This is a genomic window from Rhizorhabdus sp. GW822-FHT03C02 (assembly GCF_058801765.1).
Genome location: NZ_JBXANN010000001.1, coordinates 1282878 through 1300213 on the forward strand (window position 1 = coordinate 1282878; position 17336 = coordinate 1300213).

Annotated in this window: 15 protein-coding genes; 10 read left to right on the forward strand and 5 right to left on the reverse strand. The window is 66.9% G+C overall.

Annotation, left to right across the window (positions count from 1 at the left end; genetic code table 11):
* The first annotated feature begins 115 nt into the window (after positions 1 to 115).
* The 5 genes from AC1RM6_RS05860 (at position 116) to AC1RM6_RS05880 (ending at position 3691) form a co-directional block, all read left to right on the forward strand.
* Positions 116 to 802, forward strand: coding sequence for a methyl-accepting chemotaxis protein (locus AC1RM6_RS05860; RefSeq protein WP_493098993.1), 687 nt, complete (start codon positions 116 to 118; stop codon positions 800 to 802).
* A gap of 151 nt (positions 803 to 953) precedes the next feature.
* Complete coding sequence (locus tag AC1RM6_RS05865; RefSeq protein ID WP_493098995.1) at positions 954 to 1193, forward strand: hypothetical protein; 240 nt, start codon at positions 954 to 956, stop codon at positions 1191 to 1193.
* A 58-nt stretch (positions 1194 to 1251) separates the two neighbouring features.
* Positions 1252 to 2217: an ABC transporter ATP-binding protein gene (locus AC1RM6_RS05870; protein ID WP_493098997.1), complete on the forward strand. Its 966-nt coding sequence runs from the start codon at positions 1252 to 1254 to the stop codon at positions 2215 to 2217.
* Entirely contained in the window at positions 2214 to 2975 is a 762-nt protein-coding gene (locus tag AC1RM6_RS05875; RefSeq protein WP_493098999.1) for an ABC transporter permease, read from the forward strand. Before AC1RM6_RS05870 ends, AC1RM6_RS05875 begins: the two co-directional genes overlap by 4 nt.
* A gap of 116 nt (positions 2976 to 3091) precedes the next feature.
* The gene (locus tag AC1RM6_RS05880) at positions 3092 to 3691 is read left to right on the forward strand and encodes an RBBP9/YdeN family alpha/beta hydrolase (protein ID WP_493099001.1); all 600 of its coding nucleotides are present in this window, start codon (positions 3092 to 3094) and stop codon (positions 3689 to 3691) included.
* On the opposite strand, the gene AC1RM6_RS05885 is transcribed toward AC1RM6_RS05880, so the two are convergent.
* From AC1RM6_RS05885 to AC1RM6_RS05900, 4 genes are all read right to left on the reverse strand, one after another.
* Positions 3688 to 4563 carry a CAP domain-containing protein gene (locus tag AC1RM6_RS05885; RefSeq protein ID WP_493099003.1) on the reverse strand — a complete coding sequence of 292 codons (876 nt, stop codon included), beginning with the start codon at positions 4561 to 4563 and terminating at the stop codon, positions 3688 to 3690. The two genes, AC1RM6_RS05880 and AC1RM6_RS05885, sit on opposite strands and share 4 nt — an antisense overlap.
* Before the next feature lie 152 nt (positions 4564 to 4715).
* The gene (locus AC1RM6_RS05890; RefSeq protein ID WP_493099005.1) at positions 4716 to 5579 is read right to left on the reverse strand and encodes an NTP transferase domain-containing protein; all 864 of its coding nucleotides are present in this window, start codon (positions 5577 to 5579) and stop codon (positions 4716 to 4718) included.
* Entirely contained in the window at positions 5566 to 6594 is a 1029-nt protein-coding gene (locus tag AC1RM6_RS05895; RefSeq protein WP_493099006.1) for a D-alanine--D-alanine ligase family protein, read from the reverse strand. Before AC1RM6_RS05895 ends, AC1RM6_RS05890 begins: the two co-directional genes overlap by 14 nt.
* 95 nt (positions 6595 to 6689) lie before the next feature.
* Entirely contained in the window at positions 6690 to 7841 is a 1152-nt protein-coding gene (locus AC1RM6_RS05900; RefSeq protein ID WP_493099008.1) for a sugar-transfer associated ATP-grasp domain-containing protein, read from the reverse strand.
* Positions 7842 to 7933: 92 nt separating this feature from the next.
* Here AC1RM6_RS05900 and AC1RM6_RS05905 point away from each other — a divergent pair, with 92 nt between their 5' ends.
* From AC1RM6_RS05905 to AC1RM6_RS05925, 5 genes are all read left to right on the forward strand, one after another.
* Positions 7934 to 9091: a glycosyltransferase gene (locus AC1RM6_RS05905; protein ID WP_493099010.1), complete on the forward strand. Its 1158-nt coding sequence runs from the start codon at positions 7934 to 7936 to the stop codon at positions 9089 to 9091.
* A gap of 96 nt (positions 9092 to 9187) precedes the next feature.
* Positions 9188 to 9733: an HdeD family acid-resistance protein gene (locus tag AC1RM6_RS05910; protein ID WP_493099012.1), complete on the forward strand. Its 546-nt coding sequence runs from the start codon at positions 9188 to 9190 to the stop codon at positions 9731 to 9733.
* 165 nt (positions 9734 to 9898) lie between these two features.
* The gene (locus AC1RM6_RS05915) at positions 9899 to 12169 is read left to right on the forward strand and encodes an FdhF/YdeP family oxidoreductase (protein ID WP_493099014.1); all 2271 of its coding nucleotides are present in this window, start codon (positions 9899 to 9901) and stop codon (positions 12167 to 12169) included.
* A 94-nt stretch (positions 12170 to 12263) separates the two neighbouring features.
* Entirely contained in the window at positions 12264 to 12944 is a 681-nt protein-coding gene (locus tag AC1RM6_RS05920) for a response regulator transcription factor (RefSeq protein ID WP_493099016.1), read from the forward strand.
* Between the two features lie 4 nt (positions 12945 to 12948).
* Positions 12949 to 14286: a sensor histidine kinase gene (locus AC1RM6_RS05925; protein ID WP_493099018.1), complete on the forward strand. Its 1338-nt coding sequence runs from the start codon at positions 12949 to 12951 to the stop codon at positions 14284 to 14286.
* Positions 14287 to 14635: 349 nt separating this feature from the next.
* On the opposite strand, the gene AC1RM6_RS05930 is transcribed toward AC1RM6_RS05925, so the two are convergent.
* Positions 14636 to 17158, reverse strand: a complete 2523-nt coding sequence (locus tag AC1RM6_RS05930) for a TonB-dependent receptor (protein WP_493099020.1) — start codon at positions 17156 to 17158, stop codon at positions 14636 to 14638.
* Positions 17159 to 17336 lie beyond the last annotated feature (178 nt).

Consider the following 17336-nt stretch of genomic DNA (forward strand, 5'->3'; position numbering starts at 1 on the left):
TGCCGCCATTCGGTCCATGCCGGGCTGCAAATGGCGGCCTGAACCGAATGGCGACCGATCCCGGGCCTCGTTCTGATTAACGCCCTGTTTAGCATGGCGCGGTATCGGGCGAGGCATGTCGGGTTCGTCGCGTTCGATCGTTGCTGGGGATTTCGCCGCCGCGGGGCGTGCCGATGCGATCTGGCGCGCGGTCGATCAGTCGAACGCCGCGGTCTTCTTCGACCTCGAGGGGAAGGTGGCGCACGCCAACGCCAATTTCCTGGCGCTGTTCGGCTATCGGCTCGACGAGATCGTCGGCCAATATCATCGCATCTTCTGTTCGGCCGACGAGGTCGCCTCGCAGGCCTATGACGATCGCTGGAACGGGCTGTGCCGCGGCGAGCATCAGAGCGGGCGCTATTGCCGGATCAGCCAGGACGGCGGCGAGATCTGGATGCGCGCGACCTATGTCCCGATCTTCGGCGACGACGGCGCGATGACCGGCTTCGCGCTGTTCGGGGTCGATGTCAGCGCCCAGCACCGCGACAACCAGGCGAACGAAGACCGCCGCCAGGCGATGATGGCCGAAATCGAGCGCCGTGGGCAGGATCTCGAGGCGATGGCCGGCGAGGTCCGCGCGATCGTCGAATGGATCAGCGAGATCGCCGAGCAGACCAATCTGCTCGCCCTCAACGCGACGATCGAGGCCGCGCGCGCCGGCGATGCCGGGCGCGGGTTCGCGGTGGTCGCCGCCGAGGTCAAACGGCTCGCGGTCGATACGCGCGCCGCGACGGTGCGCGCCAAGGCCTTGCTGGCGGTCTGACGCGAAACGGTGTGATTCGCCGGAGAACGTTTCGTGGCGGCAACAATATCCCTTACTCTGAGCGACTTGGCCTGCCGGCGGGCGGGACTTGCGCAAAACCGCCGAAATGTTAACCTTAACGTCAAGTTCGGGGATGGTTCCGGGGGGAGCAATGCCAGTCATTCGTCAGCCGCCGCAGATCCGGCCATCGACGTTCAAGCCGCGCGACAAGGGCGCGACGAAGCGGGTCGCGCAGACCCGGCGACCGTCGCACCGCAAGGCGAAGCCGACCGACATGGCCGGGCGCGCCTGGTACAAGATCGAGGGGCCCGAGGTCTTCTGGGTCGGGCTCGCCGGCATCATGCTGCTGATCGCCTACGCCATGTCGCTCGGCAAGGACGGCTTCCACTAAACCCCGGATTGAAGCGATCGCGGTTTGCCGTCGCGCTTGCGGCGCGCCATAATGGCGTATGTCGCAAAAGCAGGATTCGCCGCCGGCCCCGTCGGACCAGATCGTCGTCAGCATCCGGGGTCTCGAAAAAACCTACAAGGGTGGCCATCAGGCGCTCAAATCGGTCGATCTCGATATCCGCAAGGGGGAGATCTTCGCCTTGCTCGGCCCCAATGGCGCCGGCAAGACGACGCTGATCGGGGTCGTCTGCGGGCTGGTGCGCGCGACCGGCGGCACCGTCGTCGTCGATGGCCATGACATCGCCCGCGATTATCGCGCCGCCCGCACCAAGATCGGGCTGGTGCCGCAGGAACTCGCCACCGACATGTTCGGCGAGGTCGAACAGTCGATCGCCTTCAGCCGCGGCCTGTTCGGCAAGCCCAGGAACAAGGCGCATATCGAGGCGGTACTGCGCGAATTGTCGCTGTGGGACAAGCGCGCCGCCAAGATCGGCGCGCTGTCGGGGGGGATGAAGCGGCGTGTGCTGATCGCCAAGGCGCTGAGCCACGAGCCCGAGATATTGTTCCTCGACGAACCCACCGCCGGGGTCGATGTCGAACTGCGCCGCGACATGTGGGAGATGGTGCGGCGGCTGCGCGACAAGGGCGTCACCATCATCCTTACCACCCATTATATCGAGGAGGCCGAGGAGATGGCCGACCGGGTCGGGGTGATCGACAAGGGCGAGATCATCCTCGTCGAGGAAAAGCACAGCCTGATGCGTCGCTTCGGCCGCACCCGCGTCACCATCGGGCTCAAGGCCCCGCTCGATCCCGCGCGTCTGCCGGCGGGCGAGCAATATCAGCTGTCCGACGACGGCACCGAACTGGTGATGACGCTGTCGGGGGAGGGCGAGCATGAGGAGCAGGGCGTGGCCGATCTGGTGAAATGGCTTGGCGCCGAGGGCATCGACTTCCGGACGATCGACATGAGCCGTTCCTCGCTCGAGGAAATATTCGTCGACCTTGTGAGGAATCGGGCATGAATTTCCACGCGGTCCGCGCCATCTACAAATTCGAGCTCGCACGCACCTGGCGCACCCTGTTTCAGAGCCTCGCCACCCCGGTGATCTCGACCTCGCTCTATTTCATCGTGTTCGGCGCGGCGATCGGCGGGCGGATGCAGACGATCGACGGCGTGCCATATGGCGCGTTCATCGTTCCCGGGCTGATCATGCTCACCTTGCTCACCGAAAGCGTCGCCAACGCCTCGTTCGGCATCTATCTGCCGCGCTTCACCGGCACGATCTACGAACTGCTGTCGGCACCGGTCTCGGCGCTCGAGGCGCTGATGGGCTATGTCGGTGCGGCGGCGACCAAATCGGTGATCCTCGGCAGCATCATCCTGGCGACCGCGCGGATTTTCGTGCCCTATGAGATTCTCCATCCGCTGTGGATGATCGGTTTCCTGGTGCTGGTGTCGATCAGCTTCAGCCTGTTCGGCTTCATCCTGGGGCTGTGGGCCGACGGCTTCGAGAAGCTGCAGATCGTCCCGATCATGATCATAACCCCGCTGACCTTCCTCGGCGGCACCTTCTATTCGGTGCAGATGCTGCCGCCGGCCTGGCGGACGGTCACCCTGTTCAATCCGATCGTCTATCTGGTGAACGGGTTCCGCTGGGCCTTCTACGGCAAGGCCGACGTCGCTGTCGGGCTGAGCCTGGCGATGACGCTGCTGTTCATGGGGCTGTGCATCGCGGTGATCGCCTATATCTTCCGCACCGGATGGCGGCTGCGGAGTTAGTTAATCTACTTATTTGGTAGATAATCTAAAAGGGGTCCAACAGATTCCATCGGGCGTGGCGGTTGCCGATCGCCGCGCCGATCCTCACTATCATGGCGAACATGGCAGCGAGTCCGATGATACAGACCCACATCCCTGTTGCGACCGGCAAGGTCGACGCGCCGATCTGCCTGATCGTGCCCGGTCTCGACAATTCGGGCCCCGATCATTGGCAGAGCTTGTGGGAGATCATCCGCGACGATTGCCGCCGGGTCGATCTCGGCTGCTGGTCGCGCCCCGAGCGCGACGTGTGGATCGACCGGCTCGACCGCGACATCCGCGCGAGCACCGCGCCGGTCGTGCTGGTCGCGCACAGTCTCGGCTGCCTCGCGGTGGCGTGGTGGGCGACCGAGGCCGATCCGCGGCTGCTCGCGCGGGTCGAAGGCGCTTTGCTGGTGGCGCCGCCCGATGTCGACCGGCCGGGCGCGCATCCGGCGGTCACGAGCTTCCGGCCCGCGCCGCGCCGGCCGTTGCCGTTCCGGTCGATCCTCGTCGCGAGCCGCGACGATCCCTATGCGAGTTTCGACAGCCTCGCGGCGCTGGCGCGCGACTGGGACAGCCGGCTGGTCGATGTCGGCCGGTGCGGCCATATCAACACCGACTCCGATCTCGCGCTGTGGCCCGAGGGCGAGGCGCTGCTCGACGAACTGATCGGCGACCGACGGTCGAGCGATTAAAAAGGCTTTTCGCCGAGCACATTGCCGCCCTCGGCATAGCGGCAGACCATGAACTCGTCGACGCGGCCCTCGGCGAGCGCGCAGCCGACCTTGCGCGTCGAGCCCCACACCATCTGGGTATAATGGCCGACCCGGTCGACATCGCCGCTGCGGCTGTTCAAGGGAAAGATCCCCGGCTTGAAATCGCTTTTCTCGGCCGCCCATAATCCGACCATCGCCTCGACCGGATAATGGCCGCGGGTGCCGGCCCACAGATTCTCGCCTTCGGGATCGGCATCGTCGTCGTCCGGCGAATGGACCAGATGGCCCAGCCGTTCGAGATGGAGCGCCCAGAGCGCGGCGTCGCCGGCGAGCCTCCGGTCCCAGACCAGCGGCGCCACCCCGACCTCGGCGCGCACGCGATTATGCGCGGCGAGCGCCCGCGCCTCGAAATTGTCGGTCCGGCTGACATTGGCGTGGAGCAGCGGTGCCGCGAACAGCAGCGGCACGGCCAGCATGACGAGACGCCGGCGCGCCGCGAACCGGCCGAGCCACCGTGCCCAGCGGGTCATCGTCGACGGGGGCTCGGGCGGCGGGGCATCGTCACCGTCGAGCACGAGCGGGGCGGGCACCGCGACGAGGATGCGCCCGACCTCGCGGCCGCTCGGGCAGGCCGATCCCAGATAGTCGGAACCTTCCGGGCCATGGGCGGCGTCGTCATGGCGCATCCGCAGATGCTCGATCAGCGCGCCCTCGGCATTTTGCGAGGCATCCCTGAAACTGGTGCCCGGGCAGATATGCCCGGGAATATCCGGGTAACAGACGCAATATCCGTCGATCGTCTGCGTCACTATCCCTAGATAGGTCCGCTGGCTGCTTCCGATATTCTTCATCGCGACAATCCCATTCGGGTCGAGAAGAGTTCCGAAGCCACCAACGTGCATGGTGCACTTGTGATCCTACGGGAAAATTACGGCATTACTCCTTGTAGATGAATGAATATTGGCAATGGCAACGATTGCGAAGCGCGTCGCAGGCCGCGATCTCAGGCGGACAGCATAGCGCGCGGCGCGGGTACCGAGACTTCGCAGGCTGGCCGCCGCTCGAGCAGCGTTGCCGCGGCGTCGTAGGTGCGGCGATTGTCGACGTCGATCGCATGCGCGCCGTCGGCCAGCACCACCGGCACGATCCGCAGCCGGAACTTGCGCGACATCCGTCCGAGCGCCCCCGCCAGCGACAGCCGGTGCATCAGCAGCAAAGCGAGGTTGATCGGGCCGACCGCGGCGAGCAGCCGCAGCGGCTTCTTGGCGAACTGGCCGCCACTGCGGAAGCTCTCGGCCGCCGAGATCGCCCGGCGCCCGGCAAAGGCGTAGAGATTGCAGTTCGAATATTCGTCGTCGGAGAAACGGTAGAAGCGGCGCTGGCCCTCGGGGTGTGCTGCGAGCACGGTCGCCTTGCGCGCCATCGCCAGCGCGGCGTCGGCGCCGCCGGTGCCATTGCCGACGATCGCCTCGACCATCGCCTCGACCGCGCCGGGGGTGAGCAAGACATTGTCGGCGGTGGTGACGACGATCGGCTGGTCGAGATCATGGCAGGCGGCGTGGACGCTGTCGGCGAGGTTGGCGGCGGCAGCGACATATTCGACCCCGATACCGCCACGGGCCGGCAGGATCGCATCGATCGCCTCGTTGCAGTCGGGCTCGACGACGATCCGCAGCCGGCCGAGCCCCGGGGTCGCCAGCAGCGCCGCGACGACATGCGCGATCAGCGGCCGTCCGGCGATCGGCACCAGGCATTTATGCGATATGCCCGCTTCGGCGGCGAGCGGATCGACGATGCTCGCGCGCTGGGCGGCGAGCACGACCCCGACGAAGCCGGAGGGCGCGGCGAGGCCGTCAGGCCGCGGCAAGGTCGAGCACCCGTTCGATCAGTCCCTGGCGGCGCAGACTTTCGGTCAGGATCGTCTCGATCAGTTCGGCATGGCTCCAGCCGATCTGGCCGGCGGCCATCGCGATCGTCTTGCGCGACCACAGGTTGCAGTTGAGGTTGACCTCCATGAACTCGACCCGGCCGCTGGCGATGTCGAGCCGGAACTCGAACCGGCCATAATCGAACGGCATATATTCGGGCATCAGCGCGAGCGCCTGGCGCTCGGCGGTGGCGCGGAAGCGGCCATCCTCGAGCGCGCGGATCAGATAGGCCTGGCCGCCGACGAGATTGCGCTTCTCCTGATAGGTGCGCAGCAGCGCGGGATCGTCCTGCTCGACGATCTGGGTCGGCAGGATCATCGGTGCGCCGTCGACGGTGATCACCGACACCTCGATGTCATGGCCGGCGACGAATGGCTCGACGATCGCGTCATGGCCCTCGTCGTGGAGGCGCAGCACCGCGGCGCGGACCTCGTCCCAGTCGTCTGCTGCGCTGATCCCCCAGCTTGCCGAGGAGGCATTGGGCTTGATGACGTGGCGGCGTGCCGGCGGGCATTGCGCCCGGTCGATATCCGCGCCCCGGCGATAGATCGCCCAGGGCGCGGTCGGGACGCCGCGGGCGCGCGCCGACTGCTTGGCGAGATGCTTGTCGTCCGCCAGCCCGCGCAGGATCGGGCTCGCGCCGAGATAGGGCAGGCCGCGCCGCTGGCACAGCAGCGGCAGCAGCATCTCCGAATTGAGGAAGCCGCCGCGGTTGAGCAGCGGGAAGACGAAATCGGTGTCGCACCGGTCGAACAGCACGTCGTAGCTGTCGGCGAGCGCGAGGTTGACGCCGATTTCCTCGAGCACCTGCCGCATCTCGCGATGATAGGTGGCGTGGGTCCCGTCGCTGGGATGAAGACCGCCGTCCCAATGGACATGCTTGGCGACCAGCAGGATCCGCAGGGCGCGCTTCGCCGCCGCGGGAAGCGCACGCGGCGCCGCGGAAAATGTCATATCGTCTCCAGACCGCCGATGCCCGGCAAGGATCGCGGGGCAGCCCATCTTTGGCGGTTCCGGGCTGAAAATAACCCCGGCGTGTGACGGCGAAGCTACATTTCGGTTGCGAGGTGATGAGCGATGAGCGCGCCGTAACGACCTTGCGCCAGGCCCTGCCGCGCCGCGCGCTGCGGCATCAATATGCCGGGCTTGCCATTGCCCTCGATCAGCACCGGCCCCTGCGCGGTCGCCGCGACGTCCCAGCCGATCAGCCGATAGTCGCCGAACGCCGCGGCATGTGCGCGCAGCGTCAGCGCGACCGCGGCGCTCCAGTCGGGCAGGGCGCGGCCGGCGATCGGCGCCCCGGTCACCGGGTGGGTCCTATGATCGCCGCCGCCATAGCCCCGGCAGGCGAGGCCCAGCGTGCCGCGGGTCAGGTCGACCGGGACGATCAGCCCGCCGGCCTTCATATTGTCGATCCGCGCCGCCGAGTCGGAGGCGCAGCGGAAGGTGGCGCTGACCAGTTCGGGACGGCCGCGCTCGTCGAGCATCGTCACGATCCGCACCGTCGGCAGCGCGTTGAGCGCGAGGTCGGCGAGCGCCGGGTGGGTCTCGATTCGCCGCTGGACGACCAGCCGTCCGCGCGCCTGCCGGCCGAGCGCGGCGAGCGCCGCGTGCAGCGCGCCGGGATCGGCGAAGGCGCCGAGCATGCGCACGCCGCCGCCGCCTTCGCCGTCGACGGGCTTCGCCACCAGCATCGCGCCCGCCGGATCGGCGAGCAGGTCGATGCGGCCGCGATCGACGGTCGCGACGCTTTCGGCATGCGGCAGCCCGGCCTCGCGGCAGCGTTCGGCGAAGCGCGCCTTGTCGGCGAGCGCGCAATCGTCGGTCCAGCCCAGCGGATTCAGCCGCTTGTTGATCGCGGCATCCTCGAATCGGCGAATATAGGAAGCGAGCGCCTCGGCATCCTCGATCCGGAACAGGGCGATGTCGTTCGGGTCGGCGAAGCGTTCGCGGGCGATCGAGATCGCCCGGCGCCGCCAGTCGTCGTCGAGCGCGAACTGGCGCTGCACCCGCCGTGCCCGCCACGGAATCCACAGATGGAACAGGCTGCCGACGATCGCGTCGAGTGCCGCTCGTGCCGGGCCGCGGCGCTGGCGGCGGCGGCGATAATGGTCGGCGAGCACATCCGCCGAGATCGGCTGCACCACCCCCGGGTAGAGCGCGAACGCCTTTTTCAGAAAATAGAGCCGATCATATCCCATGGGTCGTCCGCACCGCTCGCGCCCGGTTGCGCATGACCGTCATATAGCCGGGCTAAGGTGACGCTTTCGGGTCAGATGGTTTCGGGTCAGGCATGCGCGACGTCATTCTCTATGTTCACGATCTGCGGACCAGCGGGGTGGTGCGCGACGCCATGCTGCTCGCCGCCCATCTCGCGAAGACCCGGCCGACGACGCTGGTCGCCGGCTATGGCGACGGCTTCTTCCAGGCCGAGGCGGCCCGGGGGGGCTTCGACCTGGTGATATTGTGTCCGGGCCGGCGACCGCTGCCCCGGCTGGCGGCGGTCGCGCCGCTGCGCCGCTGGCTGCGCGGCCGGCCAAAGGGGGCGGTGCTGCTGTCGATGGGCAATATGGGGCACCAGACCCCCTTTTTCGCGACGATCGGGCGCCGCGACATCCGGCGCATCTACCGGATCAGCAACGAGATCGCGCGCCCCGACGGATTGCGCGGCCGGATCCGGATGGCGTGGATGAAGGCGCTGCTGGGCGATGCCGATGCGATCGCGATCGTCGGCACCGCGATGGGCCGGCTGCCGCTGTTCGCCGCCGCCATCGCCGATGGCCGCGCGATCGAGGTCGCCAGCGGGGTCGATCTCGATCGCGCTCGGCAACTGGCGCAGGCGCCGTCGCCGCATCGCTGGTTCGACGAGCCGGTGCCGCTGGTGCTCGGCATCGGCCGGCTGCGTCCGCAGAAAAATTTCGACCTGCTGATCGAGGCGGTGGCGCTCGCGCGGTCGCAGCGCCGCATCCGGCTGGCGATCCTCGGCGGCGGCACCGCGGCCGAGCGCGACCGGCTGACGGCGCATGCGGCGACGCTGGGGTTGGGCGACGACATGCTGCTCGCCGGCGAGACCGACAATGTCTTCGCCTGGTTGGCGCGAGCCGGCGTCTTCGCGCTGCCCTCGCGCTGGGAAGGCTCTTCTGTTGCCCTGCTCGAGGCGCTTGCGGTCGGAATCCCGGTGGTCGCGTCGCGATTGGCCGGCGACGCCGCGCAGGTGCTCGGCGACGGGCGGTTCGGGCTGCTGTTCGACGGTGTCTCGGCGCAGGCACTGGCCGACGCGCTGCTCGTGCAATTGTCCGACGACCGGGCACTGCCCGGCGACCGGGCGGCGGCGTTCGGGCTGGACGCCGCCTTCGATGTCTATGCGGGCCTGATCGATCGGGTCGCACGCGGTACCGCGGCGGCGCCCCGCGCGCCCTCCCATGCGGTTTCACCCCATATCTCGGTATGATCGCGATCGCGCGCCGTTGATCGTAGATCGCTTCAGGACGATCGCTTCGATCCTGGAGGCTGGCATGAACATCATCTTATATTGGCCGAGCCGGCCATGAGCGCCGATATCGCAGCGCGGGGTTTCGATGCCGTGTCGGGCCGAACGCGCACCGCGTCGATCGTCCAGGGGCTGATGATGATCGGGCTCGGCCTGTGTGCCTGCGCCTTCCCGCTGCTCGGCAGCCTGGCGGTCGGCTATGTCCTCGGCTGGACGCTGATCGCCGGAGGATCGACCGGAATCGTCTTCGGCATCCGCCATCTGCGCGCGGGCGGCGATTGGCTCGATTGCGTGCTCGGCCTGGCCAGCCTCGTCTTCGGCTGCGCGGTGATGGTCCTGCCGCTCGCGGGCGCCGACGTGCTGCTGTGGACGCTCAGCCTGTGGTTCGGGCTGTGCGGCGCGCTGGAGATCGCCGCGGGCCTGCGCCATCGGGGCGGGCGGGTGTCGCTGATTCTGATCGGGATGTTCGACCTGATCCTGTCGCTCTATCTGCTGCTGGCTTTTGCGCGGCTCGATCTCGGCCTGGTGTCGCTGCTGGCGGGGCTGAGCCTGATCATGACCGGCGCCTCCGCGCTGATCGGCGCGGCGCAGGTCGGCGACTGATATAAGGACGTTGAACTTCAATCCGTTCGTGTCGAACGAAGAGAACGGTCTGGCATTTCATCCGTTGGTGACGCGTTGCTCCGACCGACCGCAACCTTCGTATGATGGCCCCGCCGTCGCCGCAGGTTCATGACGAGCGGGCTGGCAGGCGAAGGAGGCAGGTGCATGGCGGATCGATCGGTCGACGGCGTCCACGCTTATTCGGGACCGGCGGGCGGCTGGGGCGCGCTCGGCGCGGTCGCCCGCGCGGTGCGCGACCAGATGGGGGCGAGCACCGATACCCGCGCGCTGCTCCAGATGAACCAGTCCGACGGCTTCGACTGTCCGGGCTGCGCCTGGCCCGATCCGAAACACACATCCTCGTTCGAATTCTGCGAGAATGGCGCCAAGGCGGTCACCTGGGAGGCGACCGTCAAGCGGGTGCCGCCGGCCTTCTTCGCCGAACATAAGGTTTCCGACCTATGGGGCTGGACCGATCATGCGCTCGAGGATGCCGGTCGGCTGACCGATCCGCTGCGCTACGATCCCGCGACCGACCATTATGTGCCGATATCGTGGGAGGAAGCGTTCGCGACGATCGGCGAACGGCTGCGCGCGCTCGACCATCCCGACCAGGCCGAATTCTACACCTCGGGCCGGGCGTCGAACGAGGCGGCCTTCCTCTACCAGTTGCTCGCGCGGGCGTTCGGGACCAACAATTTCCCCGATTGTTCGAACATGTGCCACGAGGCGACCAGCGTCGGGCTGCCCAAGTCGATCGGGGTCGGCAAGGCGACGGTGACGCTCGAGGATTTCGACCATGCCGACGCGATCTTCTGCCTCGGCCATAATCCGGGGACCAACCATCCGCGGATGCTGACGACCCTGCGCGAAGCCGCGCGCCGCGGGGTGCCGATCATCGTCGCCAATCCGCTCAAGGAACGCGGGCTCGAACGTTTCCAGGCGCCGCAGAACCCGATCGAGATGGCGACGCTGTCGTCGACCCCGCTCGCCTCCGCTTATTATCAGGTCCGGGTCGGCGGCGACGCGGCGATGCTCAAGGGCATGATGAAGGCGTTGTTCGCCGCCGACGCGATGAACCGCGGCACCGGCGGCGAAGGGCTGCTCGACCGCGCCTTCATCGCCGAACACACCAGCGGCATCGACGCGCTGGTCGCCGACATCGACGCGACCGGCTGGGCCGACATCGAACGCCGTTCGGGGCTCGCCCGGGCGCAGATCGAGGCGATGGCCGAGGTCTATTGGCGCGCCGAGCGGGTGATCGTCTGTTACGGCATGGGCATCACCCAGCACCGTCACGGCACCGAAAATGTCCAGCAGATCGCCAATCTGCTGCTGCTGCGCGGCAATATCGGCCGGCCCGGCGCGGGGATCTGCCCGCTGCGCGGCCACAGCAACGTCCAGGGCGATCGCACCGTCGGGATCACCGAAATCCCGACCGAGGCTTTCCTGGCGCGGCTCGACGCGGCGTTCGGAATCAGCGCGCCGCGCAACCATGGCCATAATGCGGTCGAGGCGCTCGCGGCGATGGCCGATGGCCGCTCGCGCGCCTTCATCGGCCTGGGCGGCAATCTGGCGGTGGCGATGCCCGATCCCGAACGCTGCTTCGCCGCGTTCCGCAAGCTCGACCTGTCGGTCAACATCATCACCAAGCTCAACCGCACCGCGCTGCTCGCCGCGCGGCACAGCCTCATCCTGCCCTGCCTGGGCCGCACCGAATATGACGAGCAGGATGGACGCGGGCAGGCGGTCACCGTCGAGGACACGATGTCGATGGTCCACGCCTCGCGCGGCCGCATCCGCCCGGCGTCGCCGGCGTTGCGATCCGAACCCGCGATCGTCGCCGGCATCGCCCGCGCGACCCTGCCCGACAGCGCGATCGCCTGGGAGGCGATGGCGGCCGATTACGACCTGATCCGCGACGGCATCGAGCGGGTCTTCCCCGATTTCTTCGACTATAATGTCCGGATCCGCCAGCCCGGCGGGTTCCGACTGCGGGTCGGCGCGTCGCAGCGGATATGGGACACACCCGACGGCAAGGCGCATTTCCTCGTCTTTGCCGGCACCGACGAGGATGACGGTCGCGACGACGGCGCGCTGACGCTCACCACGATCCGCAGCCACGACCAGTACAACACCACCATCTACGGGCTGAACGACCGCTATCGCGGCATCACCGGGCGGCGCGACGTGCTGTTCATGCACCAGCGCGACATCGCCGCGCTGGGGCTCGCCCATGGCGACCGGGTCGACATATCGGCGGGGCCGGGGCGGGTGCTCGCCGGCCAGACGATCGTCGCGCACGATATCGCGCCGGGATCGGTCGCGGCTTATTATCCCGAGGCGAATTGCCTGATCGACCTGTACGATCATGACCGGGCGAGCGGGACCCCGAGCTACAAATCGGTCGCGGTGCGGATCGCCCGCGCGGCATGATCCGGCGGTGCCGGCCGCTATGGTCCGACCGGCATGTTAGGGCTATGGAGAACCTCGCGCCGTCGAACAGCGCCCTAACCGACTCGAGTGTGCGATGAGCCTGAATCTGTTGATCGTGGAAGACGATGCGCCGCTGGCGACGATGCTCGCCGACGAATTGCGCGAGCTCGACCATGTCGTGACGATCGCCGCCGATGGCCGCGAGGCGCTCGATGTCGTCGGCCGCGACCGGTTCGACGCGGTGATCCTCGATCGCATGCTGCCGCATGTCGACGGCATCTCGGTGCTCCACAGCCTGCGCCGCGACAATATGACCCTGCCGATCATCATGCTGAGCGCGCTGCAGCGGGCGACCGAGAAGGTCGAGGGGCTCGATGCCGGCGCCGACGACTATGTCGTCAAGCCGGTGGCGACCGCCGAACTCGATGCCCGGCTCAATGCGCTGCTGCGGGCGCGGGGCTGGACCTCGGGCGACGGCGACACGATCCGCGCCGGCGATATCATCATCAGCCCGAAGCGGTTTCGCGCCTGGCGCGCCGGCAAGGCGATCGACCTGGCGAAGATCGAATTCAACTTGCTCGCCGAACTGGCGCGCAACGCCGATACGGTGATGACCCGCGCGATGCTGCTCGAGCGGGTGTGGGGCTATGATTTCGAAACCAGCAAGAATCTGGTCGAGGTCTATATCTGCCGGCTGCGGCTCAAGCTCGCGATCGACGGGCTCGACGATCCGCTGCAGACGGTCCGGGGGGTCGGCTATTCGCTTCGCGGATAGGGGCGTGAGACTGCGCTCGCTGTGGGCGCTGACCCTCGCTTTCCTGTTTGCCTTCCTGACCGCGACCCTCGTCACCGGCTACGCGACCTATTCGGCGACCAAGGCGACGATCGCCGAACTGGTCGACAAGCGCATCGCCGGCGCCGCCAGCGTGCTGCGCGATCTCGGGCCCAGACATGGCCGCGCGGCGGTGATCGAGCGGATCGAGGATTTCACCGGCGAACGCGACACCGGCGATCTCGGCGTGCTGCTGAACGATGCGGGCGGGCGCAGACTGGCCGGTAACCTCGCCCTCGATCGGCCGCTCCCGCTCGGCTATTCGACCTTGACCCATCTCGACGGGATCAAGGGCCTGTCCGCCGGGCGGGCACTGGTCCAGGATCTCGGCGACGGCACGCGGCTGACGATCGTCGCCGAGACCGAGCCTTTCGACGATTATCATACCGCGCGAATCCGCATCTATCTGCTCGGCTTCGGTTCGATCATCGTCATCGTCGTCGGCGGGGTCGCCTGCTTCGGCTGGATCGACGGCCGGCGGATCGTCGCCATGCGCCGCACCGTCGATGCGATCATCGACGGCGACATGCAGCGGCGGATCCCGGTCGACGGATCGGGCAGCGTCTTCGACCAGCAGGCGCAGGCGTTCAACCGCATGCTCGATCGCATCGCTGAACTGATGGTCGGGATCAGCAATGTTTCCAATGATATATCGCATGATCTTCGCACACCACTGGCACGGCTACACAACCGGTTGACCGCGATCGCCCGTCGCACCGATGCCGCCGGTCTGCGCGACGAGATCGATACCGCGATCGCCCAGAGCGAGGATCTGATGGCGATGTTCACCGCGATCATGCGGATCGTCGAGATCGAGGGCGGCGACCGGCGCGCGGCCTTCGAACCGCTCGACGCCGGCGCGCTCGCGCGCGAGATCGGCACGATGATGGAACCGCTCGCCGAGGAGGCGGGGCATGTGCTGCTGGTCGGGCTCTGCACGCTGTCGCCGATCCACGGCGACCGCAAGCTGCTGACCCAGGCGCTGATCAACCTGATCGACAATGCGCTGGTCCACAGCCCGGCCGGATCGCGGATCGCGATCGCTGCGGTCGCCTCGCGCCGTGCGGTGACGATCAGCATCGCCGACAATGGCCCGGGCATTCCGGCCGATCAGCGCGCGCTGGCGATGCGGCGCTTCGGGCGGCTCGACAAGAGCCGGCACGGCTCGGGCCATGGCCTCGGCCTGCCGCTGGTCGAGGCGATCGTGCGGCTCCACCGCGGCACGATCGTGCTCGAGGATGCCGCACCGGGCCTGCGTGTCGTCGTCACCCTGCCGCTCACCTGAGAGGCTGTCGTTTCAGGCGCGAACCAACCTCAGCCGGTTATCCCGGACTTGCTTCCATAGACGCTAACATATTCGCAATCTGGAGGAGTTGGGGGCACCGCTCGTCCGTCATCCTGATGGAAATCAGGATCCAGATGCGCAACGCTGCGCGTCCGGCGCGGCGCCGCACATAGATTCTCACTGTTGCGCGTCTGGTTGCTGACTTCCGTCAGCATGACGAATCTGGCGGCAGGTTGTCCGCCTAACCCGTCCGACATCACCGCCCCAAAAGGAAACGGCGCGGGTTGCCCCGCGCCGTTGAAGGTGCGTCGATGCCCGGCCGGTTGTCCGACCGGACATCCCGTGGGGATCAGAACTTGACCGTGCCCTCGACGCCGAAGGTGCGCGGTGCGTTGAAGTTGCCATAGTCGCCGAGCACGTTGTTGATGCTGCCGGCGGTCACGCTGGTGGTCGGCGAGCCGGGCAGGCTGTTCGACGGATCGCGGCGATAGACATATTGCTCGTCGAAGATGTTCCGGCACCAGGCCGACAGGGTCAGCTTCTGGCCGCCCGAACCCATCGAGATGTCGGCGAGCGACACCCGGCCGTTGAAGATCAGCGAAGAGTCGTTCTTGGTGGCATATTGGTCGAAGGCCTGGGTGGCCTGCGAGTAGTTGCCGTCGAAGTGGAAGCGCAGCTTGGTATCGGCGCCGCCGACCGGCAGTTCATAGTCGATCGAGCCGCTGGCCGCATTCTTCGGCGTGAACACGATGTAGAAGCGCTGGAGCACCGTCGTCGAGACACCGGCCGCGGTGTAGGTGATCGGCACCAGCGGGATGCGGGTGTAGGTGTAGGCGTAGGACGCGTTGAGGGTCAGCCCCTCGATCGGTGCCAGCGTCAGGTCCGCCTCGATGCCGCGGATCTTGGTGTGGCCCGGGGCATTGATCGTGACGAGGTTGTTGAAGCTGCCGCTCGTGGTGGTCTGGATCGAGCTGATGTCGACCTGGCTGTCCTTGCGGGTCATGATGTAGCCGGCCAGGTTGAACCGCGCCTTGTGATCCCAGAAGTCGGTCTTCACGCCGGCTTCGTAGGACTTCACGTCCTCGGGATCGAACGCCTGGTAGTTCGACGTGCGCGAGCTGGCGCCGCCGGCGCGATAGCCGGTCGCATATTTGGCATAGGCGTGGACATTGTCGCTGACGTCATAGGCCAGCGTCGCCATCGGGTTGAAGCGGTTCCAGGTCGCGTCGAGCGGGTGATAGCCGTTGGCGGTCGCCGCGGCGGTGTTGGTCTGATAGTTGATGTTGCGCGAAATCAGGAGCTTACCCTCCTTCTTGTCGTGCGTGTAGCGGCCGCCGGCAGTCAGGTGGAGCGAGTCGGTCGCGTTGAAGGTCACCTGGCCATAAGCCGCATAGCTCTTCGAACGAACCTCCGAGGCGCGGTCGATCGAGCGGCAGCCGACCTGCGAGCCGAAGCCGCCCGAACCGGTGCACGGATCGAGGATGACATAGCTGTAGCCGGTGGTCTGGCCGGCGGTGGTGTAGCCGCTGATCGCGTTCGAGTTCGGCGTGGCGGCGTCGTCGCTGACATGCTCGTTGAAATAATAGAGGCCACCGACATAATCGAACTTGTCGATGGTGCCGACCGCCTGGAATTCCTGGCTGAACTGATCCTGGCTCAGGTCGGCGAGGCTGTAGCGGCTGAAGTTGCAGGCGGTGCCGGTGCAGCCCGGGGCGACGACGGGGACGCGGTGCGCACCGCCCGAATTGTCCCACTGGGTGACGTTGACGCCGCGCCATGCGGTGATCGAGCGCAGCTCGACCTCGTCCGCCAGCTTCCACTTGAGCGTGTTGGTGAAGCCATGGGTCTTGTCGATGCTCGGCTGCTGCGGAACGCCGATGTCGGCGGTCTTCATCCGGGTCTTGCCGTTGACGACGACGCCGGGCAGCAGCGGCTTCACCGTGCCGGTCAGCGTCGTATAGTTGGTGCCGGGCAGTTTGCAGGCCGAAACCGCGGCCTGGGTGCCGGCGACGCAGCCGTTCGGGTTGTAGTTCAGCAGCTGGCTGTAGAAGGGCGAGTTCTTGTCCTGCCCGTAATCGGCCGAGAAATCGTCGGTGATGTCGGCGCTGGGGGTCCAGCGGACCGAAGCGCGGCCGCCATGACGATCATAATAGTTGAAGCCGGTCTGGCCCGCGAGCGGGTTCTTGGTGGTCGGGCCCTGATACTGGACGACCGCGTCGACCTTGAACGCGAAATTGGCGATCGCCGGGAAGTCGATATGGCCATCGGCGGTGTACGAACCGTAATTGCCGAAGCCGCCGCTGATGCGGCCGCCGAACTCGCCGGTCGGGGCCTTGCTGACGATGCTGAGCGCGCCGCCTTCGGTGTTGCGACCGAACAGCGTGCCCTGCGGGCCCTTGAGCACTTCGATGCGCTCGACGTCGAACAGCGCCGCGTTCAGGCCGTGCTGGCGGCCGAGATAGACGCCGTCGACATAGATGCCGACGCCCTGTTCGCGGGCGGGCTGGTTGGCGTCGAGCGGCACGATGCCGCGGATGCCGATCGTCAGCGCGCTCTGGCGGGCTTCGAAGGTCGCGACGCGCAGCGACGGGATGCCGCCGTCGGCGAGATCGTAGAGGCTCTGGACGTGGCGATCCTTGATGACCGCGGTGCTGATCACCGAGATCGCGATCGGGGTCTTCTGCAGGCTGGTCTCGCGCTTGGTGGCGGTGACGACGATTTCGCCGAGGCCGGTCGAATCGCCGGCATCGCCCGCGCCGGCGTCGGCTGCTGCGGCCTCAGGCGCTGCGGTCTGTGCGAGGGCAGGCATCGCGCAGCTCAGCAGCAGGCCGCTGACGAGCGCGCGCGTGCGGAAGGATTTCGGAAGAGACATTGTTGTGGTTCCCCTTTTTAACGACCGATGTCGCTTGGGGGCCCGCCTAAGAATGATTCAGGTCAAAATTATTACGACGCTGTCATAAAACCACAGTTATAACTTAAGGTTCATTTAAGATTTGCAAAAATCCAATATATAACAAGTAGAATTCCGGTATGTTTCCGAATATTTATCG